Source organism: Pseudomonas sp. GL_139_B, assembly GCF_057834475.1.
Map to the genome: position 1 here is coordinate 5,085,895 of NZ_CM174403.1, position 21,062 is coordinate 5,106,956.

Genomic DNA, 21,062 nt, shown 5'->3' on the forward strand with positions numbered 1-21,062 from the left:
ATGACCAAAGAATCACCCGTCACCACCCGACCATTCGCCCTTTCCGGCTGGAGCCTGCAACGCAAACTGGTGCTGGCGTTCTGGCTGGTCAGCGTGATCCCGACCATGATCGCCGCCGAACTGGCGGCCACCACGCTGTCGCAGATTTTCGACAGCAATGTGCGGATCTGGCTGCAGGAATCGACCAAGATCGTCGAAGACGAAATCAGCGAAATCCTCCGTGACAACGCCCGAGCCGCGCAGTTGTTCCTGCGTTACACCCGCCCGCCCACGGATCGACTGTCGGCCAGGCACAACAAACTCACCACCGAAATCGCCGATTCCATGGGCATCGACGTGGTGACGCTGGTGCGCAACAGCGATCACAAAGTGGTGTTCAGCACCGTCGCCGACGACATCGTCCGGCAAATCAGCACCGAACCCAAAGCGGTGCTGCAAACCCTGCAAATCGGCGGCGTCGCGACCGGGACGGTGGTCTCGACCTTCGAGACCGACCAGGACGGCGTTGACTACAAACTGGTGATCGCGACGTACCTCGACAGCAGCTTCCTCACCAGCGTGGCCGATGTGCATTCCCTCGATTTGCGCCTGTACCTGGCCAAGGCCGACGACTTTTCGGAGATCTTTGCGAGCCAGCGCTTCGAAGACCATCCAGCGACCGTGCCAGAAGACATCGAACAATTTCTGCGCACCACCAAGCAACCGATCGAACAATTCACCAGCCGCTACAGCGGCATCTATAAGCCGATTTTCAATGAAAGCGGCGAGCTGCAAGGCGTGATCTTCAGCGGCTTGCTGCGCCACTCCAGTCTTGTCGGGCTGGTGAACCAGAGCAGCCTGTTCATCCTGATTTTCCTGCTCAGCTCGGGGGCGTCCCTGGCGGTCGGCTGGTTGGTGTCGCAGCGACTGACCAAACCCTTGCGCAGTCTCTCTGAAGGTGTTCAAGCGGTGATTGCCGGCGATTACCGCCAGCGTCTGGAGGTCACCGGCGGCGACGAGCTGGCGGAACTGAGCAGTACTTTCAACCACATGAGCGAACGCCTCGGCGAGCTGCAGCATCTGGAGTCGCAACTGCGCCGGCGGGATCGTCTGCATGCGTTGGGCGAAGTGGCGATGGGCCTGGCCCATGAAATCCGCAACCCGCTGGGCATCATCAAAACCGCCACGCAATTGCTGCACCGGCGCGCCGACTTGCCCGACACCGACAAACGTCACCTGGAATACGTGGTCAGCGAAGTCAGCCGCATCAACGACCTGATCACCGACTTCCTCGACTTCGCCAAACCCAGCGCACCGATGCGCTCGACGCAACTGGCACGCCCGCTGGTGGATGAACTGATCGGCTTCTGCGCCCCGGAACTGACCAGCCACAACATCGAGGTGCGCATCGACGACCAAGTGCCTGCCGCGACCCTGTATGCCGACGCGCGGCAACTCAAACAGGCCGGGCTGAACCTGATCGTCAATGCCATCGACGCCATGCCCGAGGGGGGGCGCCTGACGGTCGGGATCAGCAGCGAGCAGCACTACACCGTCATCCGCATCAGCGACACCGGCCAGGGCATCGCAGCGGACATGCTCGAACGGATCTTCACGCCGTTCGTCACCACCAAGGCTTCCGGCACCGGGCTGGGTCTGGCCAAGGTCTTCTCGATCATGGAAAGTCACGACGGGCGCATCGAATGCGTCAGTGAAAAAGAGTCCGGGGCGACCTTCACCTTGTCCATCCCGGCAAACGGCGAACACTTCGACAGGGGCAGTGATGACACATAACGTTCTGGTGGTCGACGACGAACCCAAGCTGTGCGACCTGCTGGCATCGGCCTTGAGTCAAAACGGCATTCAGGTATTCACCGCCGGCAATGGACTGCATGCACTCAAAGTACTGGAAGTCGAAGACATCGACCTGGTGATCAGCGACTGGCGCATGCCCGGCATGGACGGCCCGCAATTGCTCGCGGAAATCAAAACCCGCTATCCGCACTTGCCGGTGATCGTCATGACCGCCTACAGCACCGTGAAAAATGCCGTGCAGTCGATGCGCAACGGCGCCTTCGACTACATCGCCAAACCGTTCGACATCGACGAGCTGGACATCACCGTCAACAAAGCCCTGCAGTTTCGCGACATCCTCAAAGACAACCAGCGCATGCGCGCCGAGCTCGACGAACACCAGCAGATCGACAGCCTGATCGGCGACAGCCCGAGCTTTCGCCGGGTGCTGCACGCCATCGACTCGGTGCGCGACAGCAACGCGACCATCCTGCTGACCGGCGAGAGCGGCACCGGCAAGGAAATGGTCGCCCGCGCCATCCACAAACACGGCAATCGCGCGGACAAACCGTTTGTCGCGGTGAACTGCGCGGCGATCCCGGAAGGGTTGCTGGAAAGCGAAATGTTCGGCCACCGCAAAGGCGCGTTTACCGGCGCCGTGACGGATCGGGTCGGGCGCTTCATGCAGGCTGACAAGGGCACGTTATTTCTGGATGAAATCGGCGAGATGCCGCTGGCCTTGCAGGCGAAGATCCTGCGGGCGTTGCAAGAACGGGTGATCGAACCGGTGGGCGATCCGCGCGAGCGCAAGGTGGATGTGCGGGTGATCGCCGCCACCAACAAGAATTTGCTGGATGCGGTGGCCAACAAGGAGTTTCGCGAAGACCTTTACTACCGCCTCAATGTGTTCCCGATTCCGTTGCCGGCGCTGCGTGAGCGGGTCGAAGACATCGCCCCGCTCGCCCGGCATTTCGCCCATACGCTGGGGGCCACGTCGGGTAAACGCATCACTGGTTTCAGCGCCGAGGCGTTGCAGGCAATGGCCAATTATTCGTGGCCGGGGAATATTCGAGAGCTGCAAAACTGCGTGGAGCGCGCGACCATCGTCGCGTCGGCGGCGGTGATTGAAGAGGATGATCTGCCGGCGTATTTGTTTGCTTCACGATCCGCTGACAATGGTGTTCTGGTCGCGGAGGGCAGCGTGCCGGCGGACCTGGAAGCGGCGCTGGCACACGTGGAGAAATCCTACATTCTGGCGGCATTGGCGCAGAGCAATGGCGTGCAGGCGGCCGCCGCACAACTGATCGGGATTTCCGAGCGCAGCTTTTGGTATCGGCTGAAAAAACTGGGAATCCACGTCGACAAAATCGTCCGCTAATTCCCGGCCCCCCCCTGTGGGAGCGAGCAAGCTCGCTCCCACAGGTATCAGCTTACGGTTCCGCCCTTCGCCTCGCTCATGATCTGCCGGATCGCCCCGACAAACGTTTCCACCGGCTGCCCGCCAGTGACGGCGTACTGACCGTTGAACACCACCGTCGGCACCGAGCTCACGCCACGGGTCAGCCACAGCTGTTCTTCCTCAACCACCTCTTTGGCGTATTCATCCGACGCCAGAATCATCTCGGCCCGCTGCCGATTGAGCCCGACGCTTTCGGCAATCTGCGCCAACTGCCCGTGATCGGACGGGTTGCCGCCGTCGGTGAAATACGCCTTGAACAGCGCTTCTTTCAGGTTGAACTGCAAGCCTTCCAGCCCTGCCCAGTACAGCAACCGATGAGCATTGAACGTGTTGTAGATGCGGCTGTTGCCGTTGGTGCGAAACGCAAACCCGACCTCGGCGCCACGGGCGCGGATCATTTCGCGGTTCTTCTGGGATTGCTCGGGCGTCGAGCCGTATTTTTCGGTGATGTGTTCGGTGATGTTCTGCCCTTCGGGGCCCATCTTCGGGTTCAGCTCGAACGGCTGGAAGCGGATCTCGGCCTGGACCTCATCACCCAGAATATCCAGCGCCCGGGTCAGGCCGTACAAGCCGATAACGCACCAGGGGCAGGACACGTCGCTGACGAAATCGATTTTCAAAGGGGTACTCATCACACACCTCGCTGGCTTGAATCGCGCTGGAAAGTTCGCACGATACACCTGACTGACCCGCGTTGGCAGTCATCCCCAATCCCTGTGGGAGCCGGGCTTGCCCGCGATGGCGGTGTGTCAGCCACAGCAGGTAGCGACTGACACGACGCCATCGCTGGCAAGCCAGGCTCCTACAGGTTTGTGCGGTGTTTTGGGGGGTATGTTTAATTCTGTTTAGGGTTACTTCCTGAAAGCTACAGCGCCTTGCGCCGTCGCCTACAACCACGTCAGAATCCGCCGGCTTGTGCGCCTGGAGTCCCGTCGGTAACTTGGTCCTGTCACTGATTCCCAGTGATCGGGTTTAGTAGCCCGGCTAGGTTATCCTCGGTTGCACAAGTGTCATCCAGTCAGGTTTCGACCTGCGCTTGATGGTAGCTGTGCGCATGGCGCCCTCGGGCGCGCCGGGTTTTTGGGTAATCTTTACCGGTCTACTAACTTGCGCACAGCTGCCACCCTTTCCGTTTAGTAGCGAGACAGGTTGCGGCTCTACTTTTAGGAAGAATACCCAATGTTCAAAATTACTCCGAACCCACCGGAAACCGACTACGTTTCCCCCTACGAAACCCCTGAGTCCAAAAAGCTCAACAAAGCCGCCGACCGCGCCCTCGATTACTACCTGAAACCGGTCATCCCCAAAGACACCCCACGCAAACCCAGCACCATCTACCTCGTCGCCGCCGACACCGACCACGAAACCCTGCTGGTCAACGCCTGTGAATCCCTGGCGTCGGCGAGTGTGATGTTGAGCAATTTCGCAGCGACGGTCGACGGCACCCAGCGCAACACCGTGCTCGGCATTCAGCACTCGGTCATGCTCGGTGAACTGGCGGTGAACCGGATGCTGGATAACGTCGTCCCCACCTAAACCCCAAGCGGCAGAAAATCAACTGTGGGAGCGAGCTTGCTCGCGATGGCGGCTTGTCAGTCAACTCACCCATGTCTGACACACTGCCATCGCGAGCAAGCTCGCACCCACATTTTGATTGGGGATTACAAGAGATTTGGGGACGGAACCGGGTCGATTTGCGCCCAATGCGAAGTGTCTTCGCGATGGGCCCGCAAGTACGGCAACACCGCCGCCAGCAACGGTTCCTTGAATGCCTCCTGGAACCGATGCGCCAACCCCGGGATCAGCTTCAACTGACTGCCCCGGATATGCGCCGCCAGATGCACACCGTGCATCACCGGCAACAGCGGATCGGCCGTGCCGTGCACCACCAGCGTCGGTACGCGCAACTGATTGAGCAGATCCACGCGACTGCGCTCGGCGAGGATCGCCATGATCTGGCGCTTCACGCCTTCCGGGTTGAACGCCCGGTCGTAGGACTGCGCCGCTTGCTGCAGCAACGCCTGGCGATCATCCGTTACCGATGGACTGCCCAGCGCCGCGAGCAAATCCGCCTGTTGTTCCAGCGCCACCTCGCGATTCGGCGCGCCACGACGGGACAACAATTGCACCAGTGCCTCACTTGGCGCCGGCAAGCCTTCAGCCCCGGAGCTGGTCATGATCAACGTCAGGCTTTCCACACGTTGCGGCGCCATCGCTGCCATGTGCTGGGCAATCATCCCGCCCATGCTCGCGCCCAATACGTGAAACTGCTCGACGTGCAACGCATCCATCAGGCCAAAAGCGTCATCGGCCATGTCGGTCAAGGTGTACGGCGCCGACACCGGCAAGCCGAGTTTGTAGCGCAAGGCTTCGAAGGTCAGGTTGGCCTCGGCCGGCGCTTGCCGCCACGTGGACAGGCCGACGTCACGGTTGTCGTAACGAATCACCCGAAAGCCCTGCTGACACAGCGCAACCACCACTTCGTCCGGCCAGTGAATCAATTGTCCGCCCAGGCCCATCACCAGCAGCAATGCAGGGTCCGACGCACGGCCGATGCTCTGGTACGCCAGGCTCACCTGCGCCAGATCGGCGTGTTCGGTTGGAACGTTGACATCACAACGAGACGCCGCAAAAGACGGCAGGCCGAACAGCAGCGCGGCCAACAATACGACTCTTGAAAAAAATGAAGCACCCATGAAAAACACCAAAACGCAGAACCCCAGTAGAGCGCGAGTCTGATGATGTTTGTTCAAGCGCGCTGCCACAGTTCCATGACAATTTCGTGAACGCCGCCCAATGGTCAATGCGATAACTATGTAGTGCCACACACCGAGGCGATTTTCCTTTAATGGCGCTCTTCAAGAGCGGATACGCCGCTCCCTTGCACAGAGCCACGTTGCCATGAATGAAAGTGTGTTCAGCACCCTGCCCGTCTCCACTCCGCTCCTGAAAAACAACCCGGATGAAAGCCTGTTGCTGAGCGCTTGCGCGCGTTGGCGCGAGTGCAGCCAGGGTTTGCAGGCGTTGTTCGACGCCGCGCCCTTGAGAAGTCACCGCCCTGAACCCTCGCTCAACGATCGCTGGAACGCCTATTGGGATGCACGGGCACCCGGTACGCCAGTGTCGCGGCGCGAGCGGGCGGGTCAGTTGTACCGCAGTCATTTCGAGGCCTGCGCGCAGGTGGCCTTCGCTCGCCGAACACTGACGGCTGAGCAGTTGCAGCCGCTGTGGTTGATCCTGGCCTCTCCCGCCGCTGGCCTGCGCCTGGACGATCAACCCATCCAGACCGAGCAGTTGACCCTGGTATTGAGCGACAGCGGCACCCTGAAACTCCCCGCTGCGTGGGTCATCAGCGTGGGCGATCGGCAACCCGCCGCGCAGTGGTTGTACCTGCCGGGCCGGGCTGTTCCCATTCAGCGCTTCACTCGGCGCAGTGACATGGAAGACTGGTTGTCCGGCCAATCGCTCGTTCCGCAAGGCCTGCCCGACGATGGCGTGCGCTTTGAGTACACGGCGAAGGCTCAGCCGCTCACGGTCGGTATCACCGAGCTGCTTTTACACCCGCAGTACCCGAACGCCGTGGTTTTCGCGTCGCCTCCAGACCTTGAAATTCCGCTGCCAGACAACCCGGCTGACGATGAACAACCGCTGTTCGACAACCTGTTCGCCGACATTCCCTGGCCCCAGCGCCAGGCCTCGCTGAACCGGCAGCGCGATGCGCTCGAAGCGCTGCTGGGCGATGAGCTCGAAGGCGACCGCCACCGATCATTCAAAGAGGCATTGAAGACGCTGGAGACGGCTGAGCAAGCCGCCGACACGGCCGCCGCCGCCCTGCTTTACCGGTCGCGCGCCCTCGACTTTACGACCATCAACCGCGAGTTCAGCGCGCTCTATCAGGCGCACAAGGCGGGCCTGCGCGCCGAGGCCCAGCTTCAGTTGGCGCTCAAGCAGCTCGACAGCGATGAGTTCAGCCTGCTCAACGCTGTGCTGGATACGCCGCTGGCGGCCGATCGTGACGCGACCATCACCGCCGCCAGCCTGACGTTGTCGATGACCGGCGCCAATGGCGGCGTCACCACCCAGGCGCTCAATGGCCCCTTCGTCATCACCCGGAATACGCCATCGACGCACAGCCTTTTGCTGTACTGGCCAGGTGTCGGCGGCGGCTTGCAACGGTTTGCCAACCGCACAGAACTGGAGCGACAGCTGTTCAAGATCCAGGACCAAGACCCGATGTTGGCCTTGCAGCTGAACAAAATCGTCACCGACCCGCTGCACTACAGCCTCGATAAACAGGTCACCCACTTCGAAGAACACGCCGCGCATCTGCGCCAGCATGCAGAGCCACTGGAAACGCTGCGCAAACAAACGCTGGCGACCCTGCAAGTCCCGATGCCCGCCGCCAGAAACCTGGCCTTTGCACACCTGTTGGAACAAAGCCGCAGTGCGAAACTCTTCTCTCTGTTGCCCGATTGGCTGGCGACCTTATCGGCGTCCGAGCGTGCTGAACTCAAGGGTCTGGTGGAGGCTTATCTCCTGACCATGCGCCGCAGTCATGCACAGTTGGAAATCGCCCTGCCACCGCGTGACGATTTCACTCGTCAGCATTTACAGGCCCGACTGCGCAAAGACTTCTCGCTCAACGGGCATTTTGCCGTGCAAGTTGATCTGCCCAACTCGGTATCGCTGCAAAAACAACTGTCCGATGGCGCCGCCCCGGGCACCCCGCAGAAACTCGTCGCGGTGCCCAGCGCGGCTCGCAGCAAGATGTCACTTGAAGCACTCGCTCAGCTCAACATCGACAACACGCCCTCGATGCAGCTGGAACCTCTTTCCCTGCGACTGGGCTTTATGCGGCTTGAGGTCACGGCGGCGGATGAAACCGAACGCCGGGCGTTGGCCATTGGCATCACCCTGCCCTGGCTGCGCAAGATGCTGCCTGAACTGGACCTGCCCCAAGCCTACGAAAACCTGATTCGCGAGGCCTTCATGGGCTCGGCCAGCGAAACCACGTTCATCAAGGAACACCGGCGTGAATGCCTGATCGAGCCCTGGCGCCTGATGCTCCAGTTGCAGGGGACCTGTGCGCGCCTGCAAAAGCAGATCAACCAAAACGATTGGCAAGTGTTGAACATCGCCATTTCAGCCGATACGCCGTCAGCCTGGAACGTTGCGGGCAAACGCGTCGTGATCCGGCCGGCGTACCTCAGCGCCGGTGGCAAGGACACACCCAACGAAGGACCCACGACGTTGTCCGGGGTGACCTTCGTTGAAGAGCAAGTCAGCGGGATGACCCTGCTTTATCTGCCTGACAGCCCTGACGGCCAGTTCCTGCGCCGCTACGACAACCTGGAGACCGCCCGCCGCGCGTTGTTCAATCTGTGCCTGCGCAGCGAGATGCTCAGTTATCTGGCCGGACGGGCCTTGATCGGCGACGTGCGAGCCCATGCAAGCCGCATCAACCAGTCCGTGCTCAAACATTTCGACGCGATGATCGGGGTCGGCTTGCCTTGGCCGAAAACAACGTCGTTGTCGGCCCACCTGCTCGATGCGCACATGGGACGCCTGATCGAAGCGCATCGCGGCACTTCCCGCTCCAACGATGCCTTGTATCAGGAACGCTATGCGCTCAGCGGGCCGAGGGCGTTCAACTACATGAAAATGGCCCTGGGCATGGTGCCCTTTGTCGGCGCGGGCGTCGCCCTCTACGACGCCTGGAACAGCGCCAACCACGCCGTCGCGGCCCTGTTGCGCGGTGACGTCGGCGATGGCCTGACGGAGATTGAATCGGTGTTGCTGTCACTGATCGATGCCGCCATGGACATCCTTCCGGGCGCTTCCGTCAGTGCCAGGACCGCCAAGGGCGCTCACTCGCTAACGCGTGTTCGTCAACTCGGCGTATTGGGGAAAAACGCCGGGGCGCTGCACGTGCCGTCGAAACGCCGGGCCCGGCATGCTGTCCAGCGTTTCGCCGGGTACGAGTACGAAAAACCGATTTCCCTGACCGGCCTGGAACCGGCAACCCAAGGGGTTTACCGCAATGTCTACCGGCATGCCGACGGTGACTTTATCGTTCGCCAGGGACGCATCTACCAAATTGAACGCAGCAGCGACTCGCGCAACTGGCGCCTCTGCGGCACTTCACAAAAAACCTACAAGCAACCTGTCGGCCTCGATGAAGCCGGCAATTGGGACACTTGGTTCGGTGTCTATGGGGTGACGTTCGAGGGCGGTGGGCTGGGCGGCGGTGGCGTGCTCGGGCACTTGGCGGACGGCCTTGACCCGCTCTGGCCGGCCGCCATTCGCGAGCGTCTGCCGCGCTGGTGGACCGACCAGGCCTTGCGCCGCCAGCAAGCGCTGACCGAAGCCGCCGATGCCATGGGCCCGCTCATCGATGCCCAGGTCACGCGGACCACCGCCCTGATGGAAGCGTACAACGCCAACCCCGAACACCTTCGCCCAGCGCTGATACAGGCACTTGAAGCGGCGTGCATCAAGGACATGGAACTGGGCAGCACGCATTACCAGACGCTGACTGATCTGCTCCCCATGACGCGCGGCAACAAAATGCGCGTGCTCAAGGAAATACAAAGTAACGACGCCTTGTTACTGGCCGATCGGGCCAAACAACGGGTGGTCCTGGCCAGCCAACGGGCATTGACCCTGACGGACAGGATCGACGATTTTCTGGACCAACTGGACTTGCTGCCGGTCGAGGCACTGGGCGAGCGCCTGCGTATTCTGGAGGACGTCAGGAAGCTGCGACTGGAGAATATGCGCGAGTTCGATGCGATCGATGCCCACATGCGCGACCTTAACCTGTGGTACCCGCGCATTACCGACAAACCGACAAAGACAGTCTTGAGCCGCGCCTTCGTGGACTTGAACGCGAGGCTCAACGAGGCCAATCAGCTGTACTTGAAAACCAGTCACTTGCTGGAGATCGTCAAACGCTACGACAGCACCGGCGATGTTTCCTGGTTCTACTTGCAAGCACGGGCACAGACGCTGCGAACCAAAGTCGATCGCGCCCTGTTCACTCAATTTAGCCTGGCGGAAGTGAGCGCCACTCGGGCCCAGCGCAATCAGATATTGCAGGAGTGCCTTGATCTTTACGGGGAGTTTCGCCGCAACATGAATGCCTGGACCGTCAGCTATCCCCAGCACTTCCATCTGGACGCCGTGGAACCACTGCTGCTGGGTATCGAGAAGATGGCCGAACGGGCACGCAAGGCCATCGATCAACCCGCACCCGCCGCCCCTGCCGGGCAACGCAGTAAAAAAGTGTTCACCACCGAAGACGATCAATTGCTGATCGGGGAGGAGCGCTGGGAACCGACGACGCAAAAGCGCCAATACACCCTGACAAGTCAGGGCGGGTTCGAGGAGGTTTGGGAGCAAGGAACAAACGGCAAGTTTCGCCTGCTCAATCCTCAGGAGCAGGCTGCTCACCCCGCACCCCGGAACCTTGAAGCGTTAACGGCCGATGCCCGGAACCGACTCGCTGCTCAAGCGGCGTACAAGACCCGTGTCGAGGCCTATGCCCGACAGGACATGCGACCGGTTGACCTGGAACACATGATGCTCAGCGAAGCAGCCGAACTCGGCCAGCGTGCTCTGGCGATAGAAGATCTTCAAACCGGCCACGTGCTCATCCAGCAGTTGCGTGACAAGGCCACGGAGCTGACCCATACCGCACGGACGCTGCGTATCGAGTACTCGATGAAAAGTCGAAACCCGACCGATGGAATGCTGGATTACCTCATGCAACAAAATTCCACGCGGAAGAAAATCGTCGATATCCATAAACAGAAACCGATGGAAACGTTAGGTAAACGTGCGGACGGGCGAACCGATTACCTGCAGGAATACGAGGTCCTGGACCTGACGCACACACCACCCAAGGTGATGTGGTATGCCCATTTTCACTACAGCAAGGCAGCCCCTGCATTCGGTGAATTTGAAAAGGCCCATCTGAAACTGCCGGAGCACCGGTTTGTGACTCACGCGGATAACGCCGGTCTTCCGTACGCCGACATCGGCAAGAAATCAGCAGCACTCAAACATTTCGACCAGGCTTAGAACGCAAAAACGGGAGCGGTTATTCCGCTCCCGTTTTGGGCCTCTTACGCCAACTGACTGCGCAACTGCCGTGCCGCCGCGACCATGTTGATTAATGCCGCTTCGGTCTCCGGCCATGCCCGGGTCTTCAACCCGCAATCGGGGTTCACCCACAGCCGCTCGGCCGGAATCCGCTGCACGGCTTTGCTCATCAACTTGACCATCTCGGCGGTGTCCGGCACCCGTGGCGAGTGTATGTCGTAGACGCCCGGGCCGATATCGTTCGGGTAATCGAAGGCTTCAAAGGCCTCCAGTAACTCCATGTCCGAGCGCGAGGTTTCGATGGTGATCACGTCGGCGTCCATGTCGGCGATGGCCTTGATCACGTCGTTGAATTCGCTGTAGCACATGTGGGTGTGGATCTGGGTTTCATCACGCACACCGCTGGCGCTCAAGCGGAAGGCTTCGACTGCCCAGTCCAGGTATTCCTGCCAGTGTGCCCGGCGTAGCGGCAAGCCTTCGCGGAAGGCGGCTTCGTCGATCTGCACGATCTTGATGCCGGCGTTTTCCAGGTCCACCACTTCATCACGCAGCGCCAGCGCCAACTGCTGCGCCTGGATCTTGCGCGACACGTCTTCACGCGGGAACGACCACATCAGCATGGTCACCGGACCGGTGAGCATGCCTTTCATGACCTTGTCGGTCAGGCCCTGTGCATAGGTGATCCAGTCGACCGTCATCGCCTTCGGACGGCTGAGGTCGCCGTAAATGATCGCCGGTTTCACGCAGCGCGAGCCGTAGCTCTGCACCCAGCCGAAACGGGTGAACAGGTAGCCGTCCAGTTGCTCGGCGAAGTATTCGACCATGTCATTGCGTTCGGCTTCGCCGTGCACCAAAACGTCCAGTCCAAGGCGTTCCTGTATTTGCACAGCGTGGCGGATTTCGCTGTGCATGGCGTCGGTGTAATCGTTGGCCGACAGCTTGCCCTGTTTGAACGCCTGACGTGCCAGCCGGATCGAACCGGTCTGCGGGAATGAGCCGATGGTGGTGGTCGGGAATGCTGGTAGTTTCAGGCGAGTACGTTGTTGTTCGATGCGTTGGGCAAACGGCGACTGGCGTTGGCTGTCCGGTGCGCCGATGGCGTTGATGCGCGCCTGCACGGCGGCTTTATGGATACGCGGCGACTCGGCGCGATTGGCCTGAATCGCCCGGCTCTCGGCCAGTGCAGCTTGTACTTTGGGCGATTGCGGATCGTTGAGGGCATCGCGCAGCACGGCGATTTCGCCACACTTTTGCACGGCAAACGCCAGCCAGCTTTTCAGTTCCGGGTCGAGTTTGTCTTCACGTTCCAGGTCAACCGGGCTGTGCAGCAGAGAGCAAGAACTGCTGACCCACAGGTTGTCGCCAAAACGTTCCTGGGCCGGTTGCAGTTGCGCCAACACTTGCTCCAGTTCACAGCGCCAAACGTTGCGACCATTGACCAGACCGACCGAGAGAATCTTGTAGGTCGGCAGGCGATCCAGCACCTGGCCGAGTTGATCCGGCGCACGTACGGCGTCGATGTGCAGGCCTTGTACCGGCAGACCGACGGCCAGGCCGAGGTTGTCCTCCAGACCGCTGAAGTAGGTCGCCAGCAGTTTTTTCAGCGGCGAATATTGCAGGATGTGATAGGCACGTTCGAACGCATTTTTCCAGGCTTGCGGCAGGTCAAGGGTCAGGATCGGTTCGTCGATCTGCACCCATTCCACACCTTGAGCGGCAAGGCGCGTGAGGATTTCGTTGTACACCGGCAGCAGGCGTTCCAGCAGGTCGAGTTTGTCGAAGTCGTGGCCTTTGGCCTTGCCCAGCCACAGGTAAGTCAGCGGGCCGATGATCACTGGTTTGACGTTATGACCGAGGGCCTTGGCTTCATCGACTTCGTCGAATAGCTGCTCCCAGCTCAGTTTAAACGGCTGGTCAGCGCTGAATTCCGGGACCAGGTAGTGGTAGTTGGTGTCGAACCACTTGGTCAGTTCCTGGGCATATTGCGCTGTGCCGTGTTCGCCACCGCAGCAGGTCGCCGTGGCACCTCGGGCCATGGCGAACAGGGTGTCGAGGGTCGGCAGGCCGTTGGCATCCTTGGCGCCGTCGAAACGCTCGGGGATCACGCCGAACGTCAGGGAGTGGGTCAGCACCTGGTCGTACCACGCAAAATCGCCGACCGGCAGCAGGTCGATGCCGGCGTCTTTCTGCAGCTGCCAATGGGTGGCGCGCAATTGGCGGCCGACCCGGTTCAGCGCGTCCTGATCGAGGTCGCCCTTCCAGTAGGCTTCGAGGGCTTTTTTCAGTTCGCGGTCCGAGCCGATGCGTGGGAAACCAAGTGTGTGGGCCAGCGCCATGATGAGTTCTCTCTATAAAAGATGCTGTAAAACATGGCGCCATTGTCGACAGCCAACCCATCATGAGACAAACTCAACCTTTTCGTGTTGATCACAAGTTTTACTCATGGAGCCATCCGGTGCTTGAAATCCGTCACCTCAAGACCCTGCACGCCTTGCGCGAAGCCGACAGCCTGGTCGACGCCGCCGACCGCCTGCACCTGACGCAATCGGCCCTGTCCCACCAGTTCAAGGAACTGGAAGAGCGCATGGGCATGCCGCTGTTCGTGCGCAAAACCAAACCGGTGCGCTTCACCAGCGCCGGTTTGCGCCTGCTGCAACTGGCCGACGCCACCCTGCCGCTGCTGCGCGGCGCCGAGCGTGATATCGCACGTTTGGCGGGCGGCACGGCCGGGCGCCTGCACATGGCAATCGAGTGCCACAGTTGCTTCCAGTGGCTGATGCCGACCATCGACCAGTTCCGCGATGCCTGGCCGGAAGTCGAATTGGACCTGGCCTCAGGCTTCTCCTTTGCGCCGCTGCCGGCGCTGGCCCGTGGCGATCTGGACTTGGTAGTGACTTCTGATCCGCTGGACATCGCCGGGATCACCTATGTGCCGCTGTTCACCTATGAAGCCATGCTGGCGGTGGCCAACCAGCACCGGTTGGCGAGCAAGGCATACATAATGCCGGAAGATTTGCTCACGGAAACCTTGATCACCTACCCGGTGGAACGTGATCGGCTGGACATCTTCACCCGCTTCCTGGAACCGGCCGACATCGAACCGGCTCAGGTCCGCACTTCGGAACTGACGGTGATGATGATGCAACTGGTGGCCAGCGGACGCGGTGTGTGCGGCATGCCGCATTGGGCGCTGCATGAATACAGCTCGCGGGGTTACGTGAAGGCCAAGCGGCTGGGCGAGAAAGGTTTGTTTGCGACGTTGTACGCGGGAATTCGCGCGGACATGCTGGATGCGCCGTATATGCGCGATTTCTTGCTGACCGCGAAAGACACGTCGTTCTCGACGCTGGATGGCGTGAGCGCAGTCAGATAACACAACACGATCCCTGTGGGAGCGGGCTTGCCCGCGATAGCGGTATGTCTGTTAGATAAATGTTGGATCTGGCGACGCCATCGCGGGCAAGCCCGGCTCCCACAGGGGGGGCTGGGGTGGGTTTAGATTTCCCGCCACATGTGGATTTTGTCGAAGTAGTCCTCGCCCACCCGCACCGCCAGCGGTTCCAGGCCGAACTGAATGAAGCCGCAGCGCTGGTACAGGTTGAACGCTGCCTCATTGCCGGCGGTGACGGTCAATTGAATGACTTTCAGCGCCGGATGATTGCGCGCCTCGGTCAATGTCGCCTGCACCAGTTGATACCCCAACCCGCGTTGGCGAACCGTGCCGGACACGTACATGCCAAACAGTGTCGCCTTGTGCCGGGCCTTTTCTCGGGGTTCGAAGGCGAGACCGACGATGCCGGCCAACTTGCCCTCCTCAAATGCACCGAACACCACATCCAGCTTGCTGGTCAGGCGCCCTTCCCACCAGCCCAACGGCATGGCGGCACGCTCGCGCACACTCGACGTAAACGCCTGCGGATGCAAGTCATAGGCTTCGAGCATCAGTTCCCGGTAAGCCAGCGCATGACTGGCATCTAGCCGTTCAATCCACATGTTCACGTCGTCCTGCGTTGCTCAAGCATCAGCCGCACCGCCAGCGCCGCCAACACAAAACCCATGACATAACGCTGCACCGCCAGCCAGGTGGGGTTCCTGACGAACCACGAGGCGATGCCCGCCGCAAACAACGCGATCAGCAGGTTGACGCAGAAGCTGACGCTGATCTGAGTCAAGCCAAGGATGATACTTTGGCTGAACACCGAGCCATGTTCAGGGTTGATGAACTGCGGGAACACCGACAAATAAAACACCGCGATCTTCGGGTTCAACGCGCTGGTGAGAAAGCCCATGGTGATCAGCCTGCGCGATGAATCCGGCGGCAATTGCTGCGGCTCAAACGGTGAACGCGCACCGGGCTTGACCGCCTGCCAGGCCAGCCACAGCAAGTACAACGCCCCCGCCCATTTCAACACTTCATAGGCCATCGGCACCGCCAGGAACACCGCGGTCAAACCGGCCGCAGCAGCGAACAAGTGCACGAAGAACCCCGCGACCACGCCCAGCAATGACGTCACGCCAGCCTTGCGCCCCTGACAGATTGAACGGGAGATCAGGTAGATCATGTTCGGCCCCGGCGTCAGCACCATCAGCAACGCGGCGGCAGCGAAAATCAGCAGGTCTTGAAGCGGGATCATGGCGAATCCTTTGCGTAAATGATCAGGCGATCGCGCTCAGCGATGCTCGATAAAACGGCAGTATCAGGTCCCGTGTCAATGGCGCCAGCGTGACATTGCCATCGGTAGTCGGGTCGATCCAGATCACTTCTTCGATCTCCGCCGCCGGGGTGACATCGGCCTCGAGAGTCAGCAAAAACAGTTCAGCGTGTACGACAAATCCCGGTTCGTTGGCGGCCGGTGCAGAGAAATCCCCCAGATAGGTGGCATGCGCAGGGTCGATGATCAAACCCAGCTCTTCTTCCAGCTCACGGGCCAAGGCATGAACCGGTTGCTCATGGGCTTCGATCTTGCCTCCCGGCTGCATGAACGCTTCGGTGCCGTGCTTGCGCACCAGCAAGGTACGACCATCGGGGCCGATCAACAGGGCAGCGGCGATGCGGATAATTCGAGGCAAAGCTTCGGATAAATGTGTCATGGGTCAGAAATGGCCTGGGGGCGAAAAAATGTAAGGATCCCATGCGCGCCAGGGGGCGTCACCAGGCAGGTACTCGCTAATTGGCTTGAATGAATCGCACTCCCAATCAGTGCTCCGATACCGCAGAAACGGGCCTCACCGGCCCCGCAATCTTTTGAGCCCGTCCCATTCCCCGCGTGCGGGGATCTCCCCCACCACAGTTGGGCGATGCAATCACAAAGGTCTACCCGACTCATCAACAAACAGCTCTGCAGCAGGCATTTTATTTCAATTTGTGTCAGATCTTCGAAAGGTGGCACGAAACCCGCTTTATACGTTTCAGGCTCAGGGATTATCTCTCGCGATTGTGTCCGAAACCGGCCAGCACAACGCCGTTTGAATATGTCTGGAGGCTGAATGGCGATTGTGCGCCGACGGTACGAAGCCACGTCATTCAACTCACTGGATCGAGCCCATGCAACGCTCGCTCTGCTCTGTTTTTTTGCGCAGGACTAAGTGCATCACCACCAAGGCGAGTCAATGACCGGCAACTGGCCCCGCAAAATTTCGGAGAGCACCATGAGCTTATTTGCAAAAACAAAATCGCTAACCGCGCCTCCAATCCAGAAGCGATTGAACGGCGCCATTAGTCGTCCCGCACTGATTGCCAGTGCGGTCGCCCTGGCAATGCTACTTGGAGGAGGCGCTGCCTATGCCGCCAAAGGTGCGCCAGGGGGTGGTGGTGGGGGCGGTGGGGGTGGCGGGGGTGGCGGGGGCGGGGGCGGGAATGTCGGCGGTGCCGCCGGGACCGCCAAACCGCCCGTAAAGGGCGCAACAGTGCCGCTCGTAGTGCCCTCGCTGGCTGATCCGGCGTTCAAGAACCCGAATGGTATTCACGGCTTCGACGTCACTGGTTTTATCCAGGACATGACCGCGGACAGCGACAATTCGAAGTGCCTTACCACCACAGTCAGCAGCGGTAATTATGGCGGCATGGTCAAAGTCAATGGGATGAAGATCATTGTTCCTTGCAACACCATTATCCAGATGCCAGCCAATACCCTGCCCTGGAACGAGTTCGTCAAGGCCGGATCGCTTGCCCTCAATAAAGCGTATCCATCGTTCGAGATCCACGTGGTTGGCAACTCCGTCCTGATCAATCCGACCGATCCGAGCGTTTCGATCGATCCTCCCGGTCCCAGCAACAATATCGCCGGGCTGATCTTTATCTCACAGCAAGCGGCCAACACCGGTAGCGGCTACATCACCCGGATCGACTACGACACAGGCAACATTGAGGTTGGCGGTGTTAGCGGTGACTCGACGCAGCCGCCGACGATCATCCAGATCAACGACCCACTCTTGCCGGATGGGAGCACTGGGCGCTTTGGCCGGCCGCATAGCCCGGATCCTCGTTTTTCAGTCGATAACGTCAACCCGACGATTCACGCCGCTACCGGCTACCCGATGTGCGTGCCTCGCACGTCAACGCCCGATGGTGACCCACTCTGCCCGCAGGCGAACCGGCCACTGGTCAAGAGCCCGACCTCCACCAACAACTGCCGAAACTTCGCCCAGGCTGGTATACCCATCCCAAAAGCCGGGGAGCTTACTCCTCCGGGCGCAAACCAGATGTATTGCTCTCAATTCGTAATGCCGACCCCTCCCGCCCGCGGTACGTTGACTGCTGGACCCGATGCGAGAGAGCAAGCGCCGTTCGAAGTCGGCGACTTCATCACGTATTCCGGCACTCTCTTCAAATCAACCAGTGGCGGCGTTCCGGACTTCATTTCGGCGCACACAATAGAAGCTGCAGTCGGGATCTACACTCAGCCTGGTACGCAACCAAGCTACGTGTCTATCGGTGAATTCGGCATCGGTACCGCCGACCCTGCGGCGACGGCCGTCAATGGCGCGCTGCAGGAAAGTCAGGATCGGATGTTCCTAGAGGCGTCCACGACCGATGTGCAGACACCAATCGACATCTACCTGGTGGACGTTGATGCTTCGGGCGTAGAACACAACCGCTGGGTGACACCGTTTGAAATGACAGGTGAGTGCGACGCCTCAGTAACAACGACAACCCTGCCGGCAACCTGTCGGGGCGTCAGCGGTGGCATCGCGACACAGTCCACTGGCGCGCAGCCGAACCGTGCAAGGCTGCGGGCAGCCAAGGCGCCCCTCGGGCTTCTCACCCAGCCGGGCCGTACCTTGCGTGTTATCGTGCGTTCACTCTGTGTTCCAGTGGTCCCCGCATTGAGCACAGCCCTCACCGCCACCGACGCGATCCCCGCCACCCAGGCGAAAGTGGACGAATGCATTGCAAACGCCTCAAACCCTGCCCTTAGTAACAGGAATTTGTGGGCCAACGGTCTGGTTGCAGGCATGTACACCGCGCCAGTGTTTGAGTTCATCTTTCCGGAAAACATCATGCCTGGCGACCGCATCATCCCCAACGACTTCTGGCACCTGCCGTTTCTACGCAATGGCGAAGGTCCGAGCGCCGGCCCGCTGGAGCCCACTCCATGGTGATAACGGCCTGACTTCTCAGGGGTTAAGTAAGGCCGGCCCGGATCGCAAGATCCGGGTTTTTTTCATTCAGGTAACCTACCGCAGCTTGATCAAACAGCCGAGAACCTCAACCTGGCCCGCTTACTCACTCGCAGTGTTATGACGTTTACTGCCTGGTGAGTGCAACTGGAGGCCTCGGTGCCGCCACTCAAAGGCGCACAATTGACCGCCCGGGACCGGAAGTCGGGCGATTGATACTCAGAGGTTGCTCCTGTCAAGAAATCCCCCGTAAGCTGGAACTCTCTGTCGATACCGTGAACCTCTATAAGAAACACATGTACAGCAAACTGAGGATCAAATCCCGGTCCGAGCTATTTCGATTTGTCTCCAGGCGCAGAACGCCTCACTGCTCAGCAAGCTCGCTCCCACAAGGGGCACTGTGCTGACTACAACCGAGTCCGAACCCAAGGAAACCGTATGAGCCTGTCACTTTTGAGCCGCTACGCCTTCTTTGCCGCTTGCGTCATATTCACCTTCGCCAGCCTGCCCTTTCTTCAATACGACTGGCTCTGGCCTATCACCGCCGTCACCGGCGTGCTGAGCCTGATCGGCCTGTTCGATCTGATGCAAAGCCCGCACGCGGTGCGTCGCAATTATCCGATCCTGGGCAATATTCGTTATCTGGTGGAAGGCATACGCCCGGAAATCCGCCAATACCTGCTCGAATCCGACAGTGATGCCCTGCCCTTCTCCCGGGCTCAGCGTTCGCTGGTCTATTCGCGTGCCAAGAACGAAAGCGCCGACAAACCCTTCGGCACGCTGATCGATGTGTATCAGTCGGGCTTCGAGTTCATCGGCCACTCGATGCGACCGGCGCCGTTGAGTGACCCGAGCGCATTCCGCGTGATGGTCGGCGGCCCGCAATGTACCCAGCCGTACTCTGCGTCGGTGTTCAATATCTCGGCCATGAGTTTCGGCTCGCTCAGCGCCAACGCGATTCGCGCCTTGAATCAGGGCGCCAAGCTCGGCAACTTTGCCCATGACACCGGTGAAGGCAGCATCAGCGCGTACCATCGGGAAAACGGCGGCGACCTGACCTGGGAGCTCGGCAGCGGTTACTTCGGCTGCCGCACCGCTGACGGCCGTTTCGACCCGGAACGTTTCGCGGCCCAGGCACAAACGCCGCAAGTGCGAATGATCGAAATCAAGATGAGCCAGGGCGCCAAGCCCGGTCACGGTGGGATTCTGCCCAAGCACAAAGTCACCCGGGAAATCGCCGAAACCCGCGGCATCAAAATGGGCGAAGACTGCATCTCGCCGTCGCGGCACAGCGCCTTTTCCACACCGATCGAACTGATGCACTTCATCCAGCAGCTGCGTGAACTGTCCGGCGGCAAACCGGTGGGCTTCAAGTTCTGCCTCGGCCATCCGTGGGAATTCATGGGCATCGCCAAGGCCATGCTGGAAACCGGCATTCTCCCGGACTTCATCGTCGTCGACGGCAAGGAAGGCGGCACCGGAGCCGCGCCGGTGGAGTTCACCGACCACATCGGCGTACCGATGCGCGAAGGCCTGCTATTTGTGCACAACACGCTGGTCGGCTTGAACCTGCGGGACAAAATCAAACTCGGCGCCAGTGGCAAGATCGTCAGCGCCTTCGACATCGCCAGTGTATTGGCCATCGGCGCCGACTGGGCCAACTCGGCGCGCGGCTTCATGTTCGCTATCGGCTGCATCCAGTCGCAAAGCTGCCACACCAACAAATGCCCGACCGGTGTGGCGACTCAGGACACCTTGCGCCAACGTGCGCTGGTGGTTCCGGACAAGGCCCAGCGAGTGTTCAACTTTCACCGCAATACGCTCAAGGCATTGGCTGAAATGCTGGCTGCCGCTGGCCTGGAACACCCTTCGCAACTGTCGGCCAAGCATCTGGTGCGACGCATGTCGGCGACCGAGATCAAGCTGTTCTCGCAGTTGCATGTGTTTTTGAAACCGGGGGAGTTACTTACCGGAGAAGTGAACGGCGAGTTCTACTCGCGGATGTGGCAGATGGCGCGGGCGGATAGTTTTGAGCCGAATGAGGTGGTGGCGGCCTGAATACCCCCCAACCGCAGTACCATTTCCTACGGTGCTGCGGGATGTCATA

Annotated in this window: 13 protein-coding genes and 1 pseudogene; 8 read left to right on the forward strand and 6 right to left on the reverse strand. The window is 60.2% G+C overall.

Features of this window, described 5'->3' with window-relative positions; genetic code table 11:
• Together AC3ISI_RS23235 and AC3ISI_RS23240 are read left to right on the forward strand one after the other, a co-directional pair.
• Window positions 1-1,773 (forward strand): sensor histidine kinase, encoded by a 1,773-nt coding sequence (locus tag AC3ISI_RS23235; protein ID WP_489333986.1) that lies wholly within the window; start codon window positions 1-3, stop codon window positions 1,771-1,773.
• Window positions 1,763-3,151 carry a sigma-54-dependent transcriptional regulator gene (locus AC3ISI_RS23240; protein WP_489333987.1) on the forward strand — a complete coding sequence of 463 codons (1,389 nt, stop codon included), beginning with the start codon at window positions 1,763-1,765 and terminating at the stop codon, window positions 3,149-3,151. The genes AC3ISI_RS23235 and AC3ISI_RS23240 overlap by 11 nt, the downstream gene beginning before the upstream one ends.
• A gap of 47 nt (window positions 3,152-3,198) precedes the next feature.
• On the opposite strand, the gene AC3ISI_RS23245 is transcribed toward AC3ISI_RS23240, so the two are convergent.
• A complete protein-coding gene (locus AC3ISI_RS23245) occupies window positions 3,199-3,864 on the reverse strand; it encodes a DsbA family oxidoreductase (RefSeq protein WP_489333988.1) in 666 nt (221 codons plus the stop codon).
• Window positions 3,865-4,411: 547 nt separating this feature from the next.
• Between AC3ISI_RS23245 and AC3ISI_RS23250 the strand changes: the two genes are divergently transcribed.
• The gene (locus AC3ISI_RS23250; RefSeq protein WP_489333989.1) at window positions 4,412-4,768 is read left to right on the forward strand and encodes a DUF6124 family protein; all 357 of its coding nucleotides are present in this window, start codon (window positions 4,412-4,414) and stop codon (window positions 4,766-4,768) included.
• A gap of 125 nt (window positions 4,769-4,893) precedes the next feature.
• On the opposite strand, the gene AC3ISI_RS23255 is transcribed toward AC3ISI_RS23250, so the two are convergent.
• Window positions 4,894-5,928 (reverse strand): alpha/beta fold hydrolase, encoded by a 1,035-nt coding sequence (locus AC3ISI_RS23255; protein WP_489333990.1) that lies wholly within the window; start codon window positions 5,926-5,928, stop codon window positions 4,894-4,896.
• 205 nt (window positions 5,929-6,133) lie between these two features.
• Here AC3ISI_RS23255 and AC3ISI_RS23260 point away from each other — a divergent pair, with 205 nt between their 5' ends.
• Window positions 6,134-11,314 carry a dermonecrotic toxin domain-containing protein gene (locus tag AC3ISI_RS23260; protein WP_489333991.1) on the forward strand — a complete coding sequence of 1,727 codons (5,181 nt, stop codon included), beginning with the start codon at window positions 6,134-6,136 and terminating at the stop codon, window positions 11,312-11,314.
• 44 nt (window positions 11,315-11,358) lie between these two features.
• Here the strand turns inward: AC3ISI_RS23260 and metE are convergent, their stop codons facing one another.
• Window positions 11,359-13,671, reverse strand: coding sequence for a 5-methyltetrahydropteroyltriglutamate--homocysteine S-methyltransferase (gene metE, locus AC3ISI_RS23265; RefSeq protein WP_489333992.1), 2,313 nt, complete (start codon window positions 13,669-13,671; stop codon window positions 11,359-11,361).
• Between the two features lie 119 nt (window positions 13,672-13,790).
• Here metE and metR point away from each other — a divergent pair, with 119 nt between their 5' ends.
• The gene (gene metR / locus AC3ISI_RS23270; protein WP_489333993.1) at window positions 13,791-14,708 is read left to right on the forward strand and encodes a transcriptional regulator MetR; all 918 of its coding nucleotides are present in this window, start codon (window positions 13,791-13,793) and stop codon (window positions 14,706-14,708) included.
• Between the two features lie 122 nt (window positions 14,709-14,830).
• Here the strand turns inward: metR and AC3ISI_RS23275 are convergent, their stop codons facing one another.
• From AC3ISI_RS23275 to AC3ISI_RS23285, 3 genes are read right to left on the reverse strand one after another with little or no spacing between them, the layout of a single operon-like run.
• The gene (locus AC3ISI_RS23275) at window positions 14,831-15,328 is read right to left on the reverse strand and encodes a GNAT family N-acetyltransferase (protein ID WP_489333994.1); all 498 of its coding nucleotides are present in this window, start codon (window positions 15,326-15,328) and stop codon (window positions 14,831-14,833) included.
• 2 nt (window positions 15,329-15,330) lie between these two features.
• The gene (locus tag AC3ISI_RS23280; RefSeq protein WP_489333995.1) at window positions 15,331-15,969 is read right to left on the reverse strand and encodes a LysE family translocator; all 639 of its coding nucleotides are present in this window, start codon (window positions 15,967-15,969) and stop codon (window positions 15,331-15,333) included.
• A 22-nt stretch (window positions 15,970-15,991) separates the two neighbouring features.
• Entirely contained in the window at window positions 15,992-16,426 is a 435-nt protein-coding gene (locus AC3ISI_RS23285; protein WP_489333996.1) for an NUDIX hydrolase, read from the reverse strand.
• 519 nt (window positions 16,427-16,945) lie between these two features.
• Between AC3ISI_RS23285 and AC3ISI_RS23290 the strand changes: the two genes are divergently transcribed.
• The 3 genes and pseudogenes from AC3ISI_RS23290 to AC3ISI_RS23300 all read left to right on the forward strand — a co-directional run bounded on the left by AC3ISI_RS23290 (window position 16,946) and on the right by AC3ISI_RS23300 (window position 21,013).
• Window positions 16,946-18,937, forward strand: coding sequence for a hypothetical protein (locus AC3ISI_RS23290; RefSeq protein WP_489333997.1), 1,992 nt, complete (start codon window positions 16,946-16,948; stop codon window positions 18,935-18,937).
• A gap of 159 nt (window positions 18,938-19,096) precedes the next feature.
• Window positions 19,097-19,319, forward strand: a pseudogene (locus AC3ISI_RS23295) (response regulator transcription factor); the annotation flags it as partial.
• A gap of 74 nt (window positions 19,320-19,393) precedes the next feature.
• Window positions 19,394-21,013 carry an FMN-binding glutamate synthase family protein gene (locus tag AC3ISI_RS23300; RefSeq protein ID WP_489333998.1) on the forward strand — a complete coding sequence of 540 codons (1,620 nt, stop codon included), beginning with the start codon at window positions 19,394-19,396 and terminating at the stop codon, window positions 21,011-21,013.
• Window positions 21,014-21,062: the final 49 nt, after the last annotated feature.